Below are 13,866 nucleotides of genomic sequence, written 5' to 3'. Positions count from 1 at the left end.
AGCCGAATAGAAACATTATTCGGCTCATTTAGTGAGCCGATTGTGCATTTTATTCGGCTCACCGTCCACTTGGCCTGCCGTTAGAAGTCGTACTTGAACCCCGTCATCACATTGCGTGGCGCCCCATAAACCCCGGCGCTGGTGGTAGTGAAATACTCCTTGTCGAACACGTTGTTGAGGTTCACCGAGGCCGACAGGTTTGGCGTGATCTCGTAGCGTGCCATCAGGTTGGCCACGGCGTAGCTGTCCTGTGTGTAGTAGCGCAGATCGAAGCCGGTTTTGCTCTGCCAGTTGAAGCCGCCGCCAACTGTCAGTTTGTCCAGCGGGCCGGACAGGCGGTACGTGGTGAACATCTTCACGCTGTGACGGGGGATTTGCGTGGCGATGCGCTTGTCATCCGCGTCGGTGCTGACGCTGTAGGTATAGCCGCCGGCGACGTTCCAGCCCTGGGCCAGTTCGCCGTTGAGTTCCAGCTCCACGCCCTGGGTGGTGGTGCCTTGCACGGCTTTGTAGGCCTGGAAACTTGTGGGTGTGAGGTTGTTGCCGTCGGGTTGCGACAGGTTGTCCTGCTCGAGTTTGAACAGCGCCAGGCTGGCGTTGAGCATGTCGTCGTTGAAGCTGCCCTTGACCCCGAGTTCATAACCGGTGCCTTCCAGCGGCGCCAGGTAGGAACCCGTGACGGTCTGGTCGCTTTGCGGGCTGAAGATCTTGGTGTAGCTGGCGTACACCGACCACATGTCGCTCAGGTCGTAGACAATGCCACCGTAGGGGATAAACACGCCGTTTTCTTCACGATCAAGATGGATGTCGTTGTAGCCGGCGGCGGTGTAGGTCACGTCGTCAGTCTGTTTCCAATTGATCAGGCGTCCGCCCAGAATCAGGCTGGTAGCGTCATTCAGGTGCCAGCGCGAGGTCAGGTAGGCCGAGTACTGGTTTTCTTTGAAGTCCTCTTCGCCTTTCTTCTCGAAATTGGGCTTGGGTGCGTTGCCGTCCCACTCGTAGATCGGCCCGATATTGCCGTTGTAGCCGGTCCAGGCGCGCATCCATCCGCCGTAGTCCGGGGCGTTGGTATTGCGGATCTGCGACAACTGCATGCCCGCGATCAATTCGTGCTCGCGCCCCAGAAACTCGAACGGGCCGGTGACATAGGCATCGATCGCATTCTGCTTGGGGTTGCCCTGGAATTTATTGGGGATCACCACGCCGCCCAGGCCAGTGGCTGGGTCTGGGTTGCCGGAGAGAAAATCGATGGCCGAGTCGTATTTGTTCTCGGTGCGGGTGAAGTCGAGTTTGGCGCTCCAACCGTTATCGAACTGATGCTCCAGAGAAGCGAAATAGCTGGTCTGGTCGTGATCGTAGTAGGACCAATTGGCGGCGGTGTTGTAGGACCGCTTGAAATCCGTACGCCCGCCGGCGCTGTCGAACAGTGGGAAACCGCTGCGGGGCGGCGCGTTGGTGTGCACGGTCTGGTAGCTGAAACCCAGGGTCAGCAGGGTGCTTTCGTTGAGATCGAATTCGCTGATGCCATAAACCAGGTTGGTGTCCTGTTTATAGCGGTCGACCCAGGAATGTTGGTTCTTGTAGTCCAGCACCATGCGGCCACGGATGTTGCCGGCGTCGTTGAGCGGGCCGGACACGTCCACCGATGTGCCATAACGGTCCCACGTGCCGGCTTCGCCGCTGATACTGGCCTGGGGTGTGGCGGTGGGGCGCTTGCGGATCAGGTTGATGGTGGCGGACGGTTGGCCCATGCCGCTGATCAGGCCGGTGGCGCCGCGCACCACTTCAACCCGGTCGTACATGGCGGTGTTCTGGGTGTAGTTGTCCATCCTCGATGAGGTGGGCACGCCATCGACCTCAAAGTTGGTGATGGCAAAACCGCGCGAGTAGTAAGCGTCGGAATCCGCGCCTTGGCCTTCGCGGACCACGGTGATGCCGGACGTGGCCTCCATCGCGTCGGTCAGGTTCGACAGCTTTTGGTCCGCAATACGCTGCTGGGTAATCACCGTGACCGATTGGGGTGTTTCCTTGAGTGCGATGTTCAGGCGGTTGGAGCTACTCGAGGATTGCGTGGTGTAGGAGCCGGTGCCTTCGGTGGTCGAACCAGGCGCCTTGCCGGAAATACTCACAGGCGATAATTGCAAGGTATCGCCGGCGCTGGCCGGGATATCAATGACGAAACTGCTGGCATTGGGCTTGCTGTAACGGGCGTGAGTGCCGCTGGTGAGAATGGCCAGGGCTTGCTGCGGCGTATGTTCGCCACTCAGTGTCGTGGAGCGCAGACCGGTGGCTTGCGCCGCGTCGTAGATCACCTGATAGCCACTTTGCTGGGCGAACTGATCCAGTGCGTCGGTGAGCGATTGTGCGGTGATATTGAAATTCAAGCGCTGGCTGGTGGCTTCGCTCGCCGCAGGCGTGGCGGCTTGAGCGTAGGACAAAGGCAAGCCGGCTGCCATCAAGGCGACCGCCAGCGGTAAGTAGTTGAACCCTGTTACCTGTGAATACTGCATACATCCTCCCCCGAGCTACAAATGATAATGCTTCCTAAGTGCGGGGTGAGACGCAGCAGAAATCCAAATTACCGTGGGCAGCGTAAATAATTTTTCGAAGGCCTCAGCCGCGGACGATCAGGATGCGACGAGTCAGGGAGGTGGCGCGCAATTTTTGCGTGGTGATCAACGCGTCGATGGCACTGTCGATTTGCTTGAGATTGAAGCTGGCGCTGATAGGGCGCTGTGCCGCCTGGTCATCAAGCCAGATCACACGGCCGCCCTGGTAACGCATCAACTCGTCCAGCACCTCGCGCAGCGGCGCATTGCGCACCCGCAGTTGGCCGTCGCGCCAAGCCAGCAGGCGGTCGGCGTCGACAGCAAGAGGCGCTTGGATCTGGCCGCTGATGACCTTCAGTTGTTCGTCCGGTTGCAGCGGCTGATGCCTGCCGCCAGCCATCACTTCAACGCGGCCGCGCAGCAGCGTGACCTCGTCCTCGGCCGATCCGTGGCTGACGGAGAACGCGGTGCCCAACACCTTCACCCGCGTGTTTCCAGCCCGAACCACAAAGGGGCGACCGTCGTGACTCACGTCCAGAAACACCCGGCCGCGCAACAGGTTCACGCGTCGTTCATCGCTGGTCAGTGTGATGTCGACTGCGCTGTCGCTGTCCAGATGCAGCTGTGAGCCGTCAGCCAGGGTGATGTCTTGTTGCTGTCCGGTTGTCGTGGCGTAATCGCTGCCCCACGTACTCATTGGCGGTGTCATCAACATCACCGTGGCGAACGCGAGTACCAGGCAGGCCGCCGCCGCATAGATCGCCCGTCGCGGCACCGGCTTACGCCGCTCGCGACGCCGAACCGCGTGTGCAGGTTGCTCCAGTAATTTCCACAGCGTCTCCACATTCTGATAGGCGTTGGCATTCAACGGGTCCGCACGCCAGAGCTCGAACGTGTTGCGCTGCTGGGCCGTGACGTGGTCGCCACGCAGGCGCGTCCACCAATCCAGCGCTTGCTGATCACGTTCGGACGGCGAGGGGCTTGGCTGATTGATCATCGGGACTCGTTGGCTTGCAGGACAGCGGCGCAATGCGCCATGGCCTTGTTCAAATGCCGCTCGACCGCACGGGCATCCAGGCCCAGGCGAATGGCGATCTCCTTGTAACTCAACTGCTCGACCCGGGCCAGCAGAAACACTTCCCGTGTGGGCGAGGGTAGCCCATCGATTAAACGCTGCAAATGTTCCAGGGTATTTCCGGCAATTGCACTGCTTTGCGGATCGGCGTCACTCGCCAGATCCTGCAAATCCTGCTCATCACTGATACCGCGCACACGGGTGCGTCGCGCGTGGTCGATGCTCAGGTTGTTGGCAATGCGGTACAAAAAGGCGCGCACATTCCCAATCTTGGTCACTTCGCTGTTCATCAAGCGGATGAACGCGTCCTGCAGCAGATCGTTGGCGGTTTCGCGACAGTTGACCCGGCGAGCGAGGTAAGCCAGCAGCTCACTACGGTGCCGGCGGTAGAGCGGGCCGAGGTTGCGATTGCCAGGGTCTTCGGACATGGCGGAGGACGCCGCTCTGGGAGTAGGGGAAGGCGATGTTAGTGCTAATGAGAAGTTGTCGCAAGAACGTCAGGTGTTCAAGGCGCATTGCCCGTGCGCTGTTTGCAGCTGCGCCTCAAATGCCTGCAAACCCGCGTGCATCTTCTGTAATTCGGCTATTTGCACCGCCAGTTGATGCTTCTTGTTGGCGATGGCTTGGTCTGCGCGTTCCCACGGTAATGCATCGCCCTGATGATCGCGCAGAATCGCCTGCAATTCCTTGAGCTTGAACCCCAGTTGCTGCGCGCACTTGATAAACATCAACAGTTCAACGCTTTGTGCCGAGTAAATTCGGTACTGCCCCTGGCGCTGCGGCGCAGGCAGCAGCCCGATTGCCTCATAGTGACGAATCGCTTTGACGGTCGTGCCCGACAACTGCGCGGCTTTGCCGATGTACATGAAAACTCCCTTTTCCCAAGAGTGCGCCGGCTTGCGTCAGCCACTTTTCCCGCTGCGCCGATGTAGAACCCAGCACCGGCCCGAACATCTGCGTCTTGATTGGCTTGATGCCACAAAACGCCAGCGTGGTCTTGCGCATCTGGTGGATGCCCGGCATGCGATAGAACCAGCGGTAATACCATGGCGGCGTGTCCAGGGTCACCAACAAATGCGCAGTACGGCCGAGTAGCAGCTTGTCAGGGAAGGCCTTGCCTGCACGGTATTTAAAGGCAAAGCCGGGTAAGAAGATTCGATCGATAAAGCCCTTCATCAAAGCGGGGATGCCACCCCACCAGATTGGAAACACAAATGTCAGGTGAGTGGCCCAGAGGATGTCGGCTTGCGCGCTGAGCAGGTCGGGCTCCAGCGGCTGGATCTGTGTGTAGCCATGGTGAAGGGTGGGGTCGAAAGCCAGTTCGCCCAAGCGTAGGACGCGTACTTCATGGCCGGCGGTTTTTGCCGTCTGGATGTAGGTATCGGCCAGGGCTGAACAAAAGCTGGAAGCGGAAGGATGGCCGAGGATCACCAGGGTACGCGGGGTCATGGGAAGGTCCTGAACAGGGCGTTCCAGGGTAAAGGCTGCTGTATAGGGGAGAGTCAAGTCAGTAGTCCGCAATGGCCAGCAGGACGTTTCTGTAGTTATTGAAAGGTCCATCTTGGAACGCGCTTCGCCCCTTGTGACCGTCAATGCGCCTGACTAGCCTGCCTCAAAACTCCAGAGTGACATGGCATGAGTGAACCTTGTATCGGCTTGACCACACCACCCGCAGGCTACAGTGACTGGCTGACTGACCTGAAAGGCCGTATTCATGCGGCGCAACAGCGCGCAACACTGGCAGTGAATCGGGAATTGGTGTTGCTCTATTGGCAGATCGGCCATGACATTTTGACCCGCCAGGCGGAGCAGGGCTGGGGCAGCAAAGTCATAGATCGACTTGCCCAGGATTTGCGTGCGGCCTTTCCACGAATGAAGGGCTTTTCGCCGCGTAATCTCAAGTACATGCGTGCTTTTGCCGATGCGTGGCCAGATGCTGAATTTGTGCAAGAGGTGCTTGCACAATTGCCCTGGTATCACCATTTGGCATTACTGGACAAACTCCCCGGCCCCGAAACCCGCCGCTGGTACATCACCCAGGCGATAGAGAACAACTGGTCGCGTAACTCGCTGGTGATGCAAATCGAAAACCGCTTGCTGGAGCGCAGTGGCAAGGCGGTCAGCAACTTCGAGACCCACCTGCCCAAACCGCAATCCGACCTGGCGCGTGAGTCGCTGAAAGACCCTTACCGTTTTGACTTCCTCAGCCTGGCCCTCGACGCGCAGGAGCGCGACATAGAAAACGCCTTGATCAAGCACGTCACCGATTTTTTGTTGGAGCTGGGCGCCGGTTTCGCTTTTGTCGGCCAGCAAGTACTGCTGGATGTCGGGGGCGATGAGTTCTTTGTCGACCTGCTGTTCTATCACGTGAAGCTACGCTGCTACGTGGTCATCGAACTGAAAGCCGGCAAGTTCAAACCCGAGCACCTGGGGACGCTGAGCTTTTATCTGGCTGCCGTCGATGCCCAGCTTAAACATCCGCAAGATGGGCCCACCATCGGCCTGCTGTTGTGCAAGAGCAAGAACGAAGTCGTCGCCGAATATGCGTTGCGCGATAACAATCGACCGATTGGTGTAGCGGAATATCAACTGGTTGAATCGTTGCCCGCAGAGCTGCGAACCAGCCTGCCAAGCATCGAGCAGATCGAGCGGGAGCTGGCGGGTTAAAACCGACTGATAGCCTCAAAATCCCGGCGGAATATACCCCGGCACAAATGGCACATTCAGGCACTTGCCATGCAGGATCCGACCATCCTCAATCCTGAACAGCACGATCTTCTTCGTCTTATCCACCGTGGCTTCCAGCTTGCAATCCGAACTGTGCCCGACCTGTTGGTAATACTCCGTGTACACCATCCCGTTCCCGGTGTGATTCATTGAAGTCCCGGCGGCTTCAGTGGTCGTCCATGAAGAGGATTTGTGCCAGGTCATCACCACCTGCGTGTCGCCATTGGGCGCATTCTGCTTCTTCATCGAGTCGGGCTTGCCGAATAAATCCAGCGCCTCTTGCACGTCCCGTCCTTCCCAGCGCGATTGTGCAATCAAGTGGCACCCGTTGATAAACAGTACCGCAGGCAACAAAAGCCCAGCCAGCAACAGCCTTGTCCATGTAGGCATCGTGAATCCTTCTTGTAGGTGAGTGTTGCTCAGCGCTTGTTGCCCAGCATGTCGTCGAGGTCATCGATCATCTGGCTCTTCTCCTGAGTCGGCCCCAACTGATCGAACATGGCCTTGGTGGTCTGGATCATCTGCAAATGGGTCATCTTGCCCATGGCGATGGTGTCCTTGCTCTTGCCCGGTTCGCAGACATACGCGAGCGTGCGGTCGAGCCAGAATTCCTTCGGCGTCTGCCACGTGTTGGAGACTTTCAAGTGCGTAAGGGTGTAGGAAAATGGTGCGACCGATTGGCCATTGAGCAAGCGCAACTTGCGCGTGGAGCACTGCACCTCGATGTTGTACACATCGATCATCGGCTTGCCCGGTTCTTCATACACCACCGTGACGGCCACCAGTTTCGCGCCCTTGTTGTGGTTCGACGGCACCACCGAAGTGCGGTCGGCCACATACATCACATTTTTATGGGCGCGGCCGCTGCCGTAGATGATCGACCAGTCGCCGATCGGTGTTTCTTCATCGGCCAATACCGACGTTGTGCTGATCAGCAAGACGGGCAGCAGTGCCAGGCAGCGCCCGACTTTGGTTAAGGTATTCAATAGCGTCCTTCCTTGAGGCTCGAAATAAGCGAAGGACTTTAGTGGTGAGGCGGCGCGGTCACAATTAGGGCGAGTGTGCTAATGGCGCATTGCTAGTTAACCAAAAAAGCCTGCGTTTTAAGGCAGGCTTAGTGTGTGCAGCGGTTGAGTTAGTCCTTACGCGCCGTCAACGCCGAGTAACCATTCATCAAGTTGCGATAGTTGGGAATGCGCTGGGACAACAGGTTCCCCAGGCCTTCGATATCGTTGCGCCAGTCGCGGTGCAACTCACACGCCACCGAGAACCAGTTCATCAACTGCGCACCCGCTTGCGTCATCCGGCTCCACGCCGCCTGCTGCACCGTGGTATTGAACGTGCCCGATGCATCGGTCACCACAAACACCTCAAACCCTTCCGCCAGCGCCGACAAGGTCGGGAACGCCACGCACACATCCGTCACCACACCCGCAATGATGATCTGCTTACGACCAGTGGCCTTGATCGCCTTGACGAAATATTCGTTGTCCCACGCATTGATCTGGCCTGGGCGGGCGATGTAGGGCGCGTCCGGGAACATCTCTTTCAGCTCTGGCACCAGCGGGCCATTCGGGCCTTGCTCGAAGCTGGTGGTGAGGATGGTCGGCAGGTTGAAGAACTTGGCCAGGTCGGCCAGGGCCAGCACGTTGTTCTTGAACTCGTTGGGCGAGAAGTCCTGCACCAGGGAAATCAGGCCGGTCTGGTGGTCGACCAGCAGAACAATGGCGTCGTCTTTGTTGAGGCGGTTGTAGGTTGCAGTGCTCATGGTTGAATCCTTTTTTGTTTAGGTTGGTTGGGCGTTGCGTTCAACATGGGCACAGATTAATGGGTGGGGCTTGGGGGATAAATCGGGTGGAATGGGTAATACCGTCAACTCAGAGGTGACAATGGTTGGAGGGCCAGCAGTATCAGTCCCTTTCATTTGAAGGACGTTTCCGAGAGAATCCCAAGCGCATTGCGCCAGCGGGAGTGCGTGACTAGGCTGCGGGTCGTCACTGGTTAATTCAGTGATCGGGTTTAGTCGCCCGGATTCGATTGGCGTATGAGCAACTCATAAGTCAGGCACCCCTTCGCCTGCATCTTATGGTGGCTGTACGCAGGGCACCTCCGGGTGCGCCGGGTCCAATCGACCGGTCGACTAACCTGCGTACAGCTGCCGCCTTTTGTTTAGTCGCGGGAAGTGGCAGCTCCAAATTATCGATTGGAGATTTGCTATGGATAACGTTGTCGCTGATTCGCCGTCGTCGCGTGCGCCCAACCCATTTGTCGTTAATGAAGAACTGAGCTTTGAGGACGCCTGGGTGCGTGTAGCTGAGTTGCTGCAATGTGCGGTAGCGACATCGCAAGTGCTCGGGGAGCCGCTGGGTGCGCCGCAGAGGGCGGTGATGCATTTGGTGGAGATGGCGAAGATGGTGGCGGATCGGGCTGTGGAGTGTATGCAGCCTAAGTAAGACAGCGTCGCCTGTTCAGCCTTCAGTGTTCAGGCGACTTAATCTTTAAGTGCGGCTCAGGCATAGAGCCTGAAGTCGTTGCTGTCGCGAATCAGTAGCTGCATCAGCTTGGGATGAATGAAGAGCTTTTCCTTACCGACCTGAACCTCTTCTAAAACGCCAATAAAGACCAATTCTTTTAGGTAGCGAGAAGCAGCTTGACGTTGTGCTATCTGCTTGTCGACGACGTTGCTGATGCGACAGTAGGGCTGTTCAAAAATCACATCCACTAACTCGCGGGAATAGGTTTTTGGTAGGCGCTCACGAACAAACTGGCTGGTGTGCTCGGATAGGCTGCGAATGGCGGCAATTTTGGCGGTGGTCCAACGAGCGGTTTCTTCCACAGCGGTGAGCATGTACAGCAGCCAGGGCTCCCAGGCTTGCTCGCGAGTGACATCAAGCAGTAGTCGGTAGTAATCGGCTCTATGCGCAATGATGAAATGGCTCAGATAAAGAATCGGCAGATTCAACAGACCTTCGTGAATCAAATACAGGGTATTGAGCACTCGGCCAGTACGGCCATTGCCGTCGGTGAACGGGTGAATGGCTTCGAATTGGTAGTGCCCCACCGCCATTCGAACCAGAGGGTCGAGATCGGTCTCGTTGTGTAGAAAACGCTCCCAATTGGCGAGTAAGTCGCGCAAACGGTCTTCGCCCTCCGGTGGGGTATAGATGATCTCGCCGGTTCGATCGTTGGCAAGTTGGACGCCCGGGACTCGACGGATGTCCATATTGACGCCCTTGAGCGTGCGACAGATCTCTATTGCCGTACTGGTAGACAGCGGTCGCTCAGCCAATGATTGGTAGCCGTTATGCAATGCTTTACGGTAGCGCAGCGCTTCTTTGGTCGCGGGGTCCGCATGGTTGGCGTCATCCTGGGCGTGCTGGAAGAGCAAGTCCGTAGTGGTGACGATGCTTTCGATCTCGGAACTGTCCTTGGCCTCCAGCAATGGGAGGGTGTTTATCAGCATCGTTTGGTTAGGAATCAGCTCGGCCGCTTGTTTCAATTCGGCCAAAGCTGCGCGGGCTTCAATGCAACGTTTGAGTACTGCCCGGGTTTCCAGCTCAGTTGTCGGCGGCAATGGCGGAAGCTGGTTGTAGGGTTTATCGGCCTGCCAAGGAAAATGGGATTGAGTCATCGGGGCGTGCGCTCACTAGGTCGTCCAATTAACGGCTAGGCCGCTCTCGTGAGCGCCTTTCTCATGTCGTCAGTGTAAGCATGTGAGCAGAACGTGTCGCTGTTTTTAGATTTTTGCGACATGTTTCATGCTTGTGTCGCTGGTAACGACATGTTGAATATCGACCGGCCTGCAACCGACACCCAGGGTATGAACCAGACTGCGGTTACACTGATTCAGTTGGATCTCAAAACTGAGTTTGTCCAGTGGATCAGCCTTGAGTGGTGTGGGCATCCAATTCGATGCCGGCTTGGCTTGTCAGGCGGTCGTGATATTGAGCTACTCAGCTAACTAATAAGGAATATTGCAGACATTAAAAAGCCGGCTTGTGGCCGGCTTCTCGGGGACTGCTTCAGCTTGTTTTTGACAAGCCTCACCAGCCTTCAAATCGCTCAGCCCACATTGCGTCGGGCTGAATAGTAGGGGCATCAGCGGGAACTCCTCCGCATCGCCGAGCAGGGTGAATAGCCTAAAGCCACCCCCTGCCAAATGTGCGGCGCATGATACCCACATTCGCCTCAGTTGCCCACCTCCGGATCCGATTTAGAGCCTTCCCAGCCCAATAAATGCTCATCCAGCGGCACGGGCGGACGGCGGTTATTCAACGTGGACCACCAGAACACCCAGCCCACAATCTGGAAGTTCTGCTCGAACCGTTGCTCGTACGTAAGGTACTCGTCGGGATGTTCACCGGCATTGTGACTACGCATCCTCAACCCACCGCCAGGTCGGTTGTAGAGGTATTTGATGCGCAGCATGCCGTCGTGTTCGACGGCGTAGATTTCGCCGTCGATGATTTGGGTGCGGCCTCGGTCGATGGCGAGGGTGGCGCCTTGTTGGATGATGTCGATCATGCTGTTGTCGACCATGTAGGCGCCCAGGGCGCGGTCGGGGTTGACGGTGAGGGCTTGCAGGGTGTGCAGGGTGACGCGGATGCGTTCGGTGGAGGTGAATGAGGGGTGGAGGTCGATCTCCACGTCGATTTTTTCTGGATGACAGGCGGGGCCTGTGAGGTATTTGCCGCTTCCTTCGCGGGTGGTGGGCAGTCCTTTTCGGGTAGTCGGGCCTTCCAGCAGGAAGTTGGCCGGTGGGTGTTTGGGGCCTTCGCCGGTGCGCAGCCAACGGCTGGAGATGCACAGCAGTTCTGCGATCTCGTTGAGTCGGCCCATGGGTACACCGCGCTTGAACCAGTTGTTCACGTGTTGAGGCGTGACGCCGCGGTTCTTGGCGAAGTCGGAGGCGGAAAGATGGACTTCCCGCAGTAGTGCTTTTAAACGATCACCTGATGTATTCATAAACACAAAGCTTACTGATCGGGAAAACAGATCAAATAAACCATGCGTTGAGTGGGGCATGTAGGTCTTTGCTTAGTTGTAGCCTGATACTTCGGATTAAAACTAAAATTAAACATGTTCTATAAATAATTGAACTTGCTGTTTAATTTTTCCCACAAAAAAAGCCCCGAATGATCGGGGCTTTTTCAATTGCCGGGGCAATGAGGAGCGGGTATCAGCCTTTGTAGGCAGCGACCGACTTCAGGATCTCGGCGCGGGCGGCGTCTGCGTTGCCCCAACCGTCGATCTTCACCCATTTGCCTTTTTCGAGGTCCTTGTAGTTCTCGAAGAAGTGTTTGATCTGCTCCAGCAACAGCGGCGGCAGGTCGGTGTATTCCTTCACGTCCACGTACAGCTGGGACAGCTTGTCGTGTGGCACTGCGATGACTTTGGCATCGCCGCCGCCGTCGTCGGTCATGTTCAGGATGCCGACTGGACGCGCGCGGATCACCGAGCCTGGGGTAACCGGGTAAGGGGTTACGACCAGCACGTCGAGGGGGTCACCGTCGTCAGCCAGGGTGTTAGGGATGAAACCGTAGTTGGCCGGGTAGAACATCGGGGTGGCCATGAAACGGTCAACGAACAGGCAGTCGCTGTCTTTGTCGATTTCGTATTTGATCGGCGCATGGTTGGCCGGAATCTCGATGGCGACGTAGATGTCGTTCGGCAGGTCTTTGCCAGCCGGAATCTTGCTGTAGCTCATTGGGCGTTGCCCCCGTTAATTGGCCATTAAACATGGCCGGATTGGCCTAAAAGTGGCGGCGATTATAGGCACATTCTGACGCCGATGCCATGCGCCAGACGTCGTACGGTCATTCGCCGTGTGGCTGGTAGCGCGGGTCGCTGGCTTGCAGTTGGGTGAGGCGGGCCAGCGGATCCTGGCGATAAAAGCGGCTGAGTTGCGCGTACACCTGGGGATAATGGCTGACCAGCAAATCCGGGGCGCTGAAAAAATATTCGCTGGTGACGGCAAAGAATTCAGCCGGGTTTTCGGCGGCGTAGGGATCGATCTCGGTCTCGGCGTCCGGGTTGGCGTCCAACTGACGGTTGAGGTCGTCGTAGGCGCTTTGCATCACGCTGGCCCATTCCTGCACGCGCATGTCGTTGTGCAGCGGCGGCAGGCCGTTGGCGTCGCCGTTGAGCATGTCGAGCTTGTGTGCCAGTTCGTGGATGACCAGGTTGTAGCCTTCCCAGTTGCCACTGGCCAGCACGCCGGGCCAGGCGAGGATCACCGGGCCCTGTTGCCAGGCTTCGCCGCTGTGTTCGCCGTCCCATTCGTGTTCGATGCCACTGCTGTCGCGGTGGCGCTGGGGGCTGACGAAGTCGTCGGGGTACAGCACGATTTCATGGAAGCCCTGGTACCAGTCGAGGTCGCCGAGGTTCATCAGCGGCAATTGCGCCTGGGCGGCGAGCAGCAGGCGTTGTTCCTGGTGCAGTTCGACGCCGGGCAGGGCGGTCAGGTGCTTTTCGGCAAGGAATACCACGCAGGCTTCGCGCAGCCACTGGTCCTGCTCGGCGCTGATGCCGTCGAGGAACGTCAGGTGGTGGCGCACCCGCTGCCAGGTGTCATCGGCAATCGGGTGCTTGGCCAGCAAGCGCCGGCGACGCCAGGCGCTGAGGGACCACACAGCAGGTTACTGCGGCTTGGCTTCGGAGGACGTGCGACCAAAGCGGCTGCGGAACACACCAATGATCATCGGCACCAGCGAAAGCAGGATGATGAACACTACGAGCAGCGACAGGTTTTTCTTGATGAATGGGACGTTGCCGAAGAAGTAACCCAGGGTTACCAGGCCGCCGACCCACAGGATGGTGCCGAATACGCTGAAGCCGAAGAAGCGCGGGTAAGGCATCTTGGCGATACCGGCCACGAATGGCGCGAACGTACGCAGGATCGGCAGGAAGCGCGCCAGGGTCACGGTTTTGCCGCCGTGCTTGTCGTAGAAGTCGTGGGTCTTTTGCAGGTAGTCGCGGCGGAAGATTTTCGAGTTCGGGTTGCTGAACAAGCGTTCTCCTGCCGTTCGTCCAATTACATAATTGGTGCTGTCGCCCAGGATCGCCGCGAGCATCAATAGGCCACCGAGCAACACCGGGTCCATGCCGCCACCTGCGGCCACGGCGCCAGCGATGAACAGCAACGAATCACCCGGCAGGAACGGCATGACCACTAGACCGGTTTCGCAAAAGATGACCAGAAACAGAATGGCGTAGATCCACGGACCGTAATTGGTTACCAGCAGGTCGAGGTAGACGTCGAGATGCAGGATAAGGTCGAGCGGGTTGAAATCCATGGATGGCACCTGTGTGGATGGCCCGGCTCAGCAGGCCTGTGCGGAAGCTCGGGTAATAAGGCTACAAGTGTATGCCGCAATTCTTACAACCCTGAAAGGTCCGCATTATACGGATTGAGAGGTGAAAAGCGTGTTGGTTTTGTAGCGGGGGATGTCGTGGCTAGCAGGATAGGGGAACGAGCTTTCTGTGGCGAGCGGGCTTGCCCCGCGTTGGGCTGCG

Annotated in this window: 15 protein-coding genes; 2 read left to right on the top strand and 13 right to left on the bottom strand. The window is 57.7% G+C overall.

Annotated features, from left to right (window positions below; translation table 11 throughout):
• Positions 1-80: 80 nt before the first annotated feature.
• The 5 genes from CI807_RS02740 to CI807_RS02720 all read right to left on the bottom strand — a co-directional run bounded on the left by CI807_RS02740 (position 81) and on the right by CI807_RS02720 (position 5,073).
• Entirely contained in the window at positions 81-2,510 is a 2,430-nt protein-coding gene (locus CI807_RS02740; RefSeq protein WP_095013675.1) for a TonB-dependent receptor, read from the bottom strand.
• Positions 2,511-2,613: 103 nt separating this feature from the next.
• Entirely contained in the window at positions 2,614-3,546 is a 933-nt protein-coding gene (locus CI807_RS02735; protein ID WP_095013674.1) for a FecR family protein, read from the bottom strand.
• On the bottom strand, positions 3,543-4,052 hold the full coding sequence (locus CI807_RS02730) for an RNA polymerase sigma factor (protein ID WP_095013673.1): 510 nt from the start codon (positions 4,050-4,052) through the stop codon (positions 3,543-3,545). The genes CI807_RS02735 and CI807_RS02730 overlap by 4 nt, the downstream gene beginning before the upstream one ends.
• Positions 4,053-4,121: 69 nt before the next feature.
• Entirely contained in the window at positions 4,122-4,490 is a 369-nt protein-coding gene (locus tag CI807_RS02725; protein ID WP_095013672.1) for a MerR family transcriptional regulator, read from the bottom strand.
• Positions 4,429-5,073, bottom strand: a complete 645-nt coding sequence (locus tag CI807_RS02720) for an NAD(P)H-dependent oxidoreductase (protein ID WP_095013671.1) — start codon at positions 5,071-5,073, stop codon at positions 4,429-4,431. Before CI807_RS02720 ends, CI807_RS02725 begins: the two co-directional genes overlap by 62 nt.
• 186 nt (positions 5,074-5,259) lie before the next feature.
• Here CI807_RS02720 and CI807_RS02715 point away from each other — a divergent pair, with 186 nt between their 5' ends.
• The gene (locus CI807_RS02715; protein WP_095013670.1) at positions 5,260-6,291 is read left to right on the top strand and encodes a YhcG family protein; all 1,032 of its coding nucleotides are present in this window, start codon (positions 5,260-5,262) and stop codon (positions 6,289-6,291) included.
• 15 nt (positions 6,292-6,306) lie between these two features.
• Here the strand turns inward: CI807_RS02715 and CI807_RS02710 are convergent, their stop codons facing one another.
• From CI807_RS02710 to ycaC, 3 genes are all read right to left on the bottom strand, one after another.
• Complete coding sequence (locus CI807_RS02710; RefSeq protein ID WP_016978554.1) at positions 6,307-6,741, bottom strand: hypothetical protein; 435 nt, start codon at positions 6,739-6,741, stop codon at positions 6,307-6,309.
• 29 nt (positions 6,742-6,770) lie between these two features.
• Positions 6,771-7,337, bottom strand: coding sequence for a hypothetical protein (locus CI807_RS02705; protein ID WP_095013669.1), 567 nt, complete (start codon positions 7,335-7,337; stop codon positions 6,771-6,773).
• A 149-nt stretch (positions 7,338-7,486) separates the two neighbouring features.
• Positions 7,487-8,119, bottom strand: coding sequence for an isochorismate family cysteine hydrolase YcaC (ycaC, locus tag CI807_RS02700; RefSeq protein ID WP_095013668.1), 633 nt, complete (start codon positions 8,117-8,119; stop codon positions 7,487-7,489).
• A gap of 448 nt (positions 8,120-8,567) precedes the next feature.
• Here ycaC and CI807_RS02695 point away from each other — a divergent pair, with 448 nt between their 5' ends.
• A complete protein-coding gene (locus CI807_RS02695) occupies positions 8,568-8,804 on the top strand; it encodes a hypothetical protein (protein WP_095013667.1) in 237 nt (78 codons plus the stop codon).
• Between the two features lie 56 nt (positions 8,805-8,860).
• On the opposite strand, the gene fic is transcribed toward CI807_RS02695, so the two are convergent.
• From fic to CI807_RS02660, 5 genes are all read right to left on the bottom strand, one after another.
• Complete coding sequence (gene fic / locus CI807_RS02690; RefSeq protein ID WP_095013666.1) at positions 8,861-9,982, bottom strand: protein adenylyltransferase Fic; 1,122 nt, start codon at positions 9,980-9,982, stop codon at positions 8,861-8,863.
• A gap of 557 nt (positions 9,983-10,539) precedes the next feature.
• On the bottom strand, positions 10,540-11,316 hold the full coding sequence (locus CI807_RS02675; RefSeq protein ID WP_095013663.1) for a S24 family peptidase: 777 nt from the start codon (positions 11,314-11,316) through the stop codon (positions 10,540-10,542).
• A 214-nt stretch (positions 11,317-11,530) separates the two neighbouring features.
• Positions 11,531-12,058 carry an inorganic diphosphatase gene (gene ppa / locus CI807_RS02670; protein ID WP_003219382.1) on the bottom strand — a complete coding sequence of 176 codons (528 nt, stop codon included), beginning with the start codon at positions 12,056-12,058 and terminating at the stop codon, positions 11,531-11,533.
• A 109-nt stretch (positions 12,059-12,167) separates the two neighbouring features.
• The gene (locus CI807_RS02665; RefSeq protein ID WP_095013662.1) at positions 12,168-12,983 is read right to left on the bottom strand and encodes a zinc-dependent peptidase; all 816 of its coding nucleotides are present in this window, start codon (positions 12,981-12,983) and stop codon (positions 12,168-12,170) included.
• A 6-nt stretch (positions 12,984-12,989) separates the two neighbouring features.
• Complete coding sequence (locus tag CI807_RS02660) at positions 12,990-13,646, bottom strand: DedA family protein (RefSeq protein WP_016978561.1); 657 nt, start codon at positions 13,644-13,646, stop codon at positions 12,990-12,992.
• Positions 13,647-13,866 lie beyond the last annotated feature (220 nt).

Origin of the sequence: Pseudomonas sp. NS1(2017) (assembly GCF_002269425.1) — a bacterium.
Taxonomy (GTDB): domain Bacteria; phylum Pseudomonadota; class Gammaproteobacteria; order Pseudomonadales; family Pseudomonadaceae; genus Aquipseudomonas; species Aquipseudomonas reactans.
Note: the sequence above shows the minus strand (reverse complement) of the source record. Positions and strands in the feature narration are given on the sequence as shown.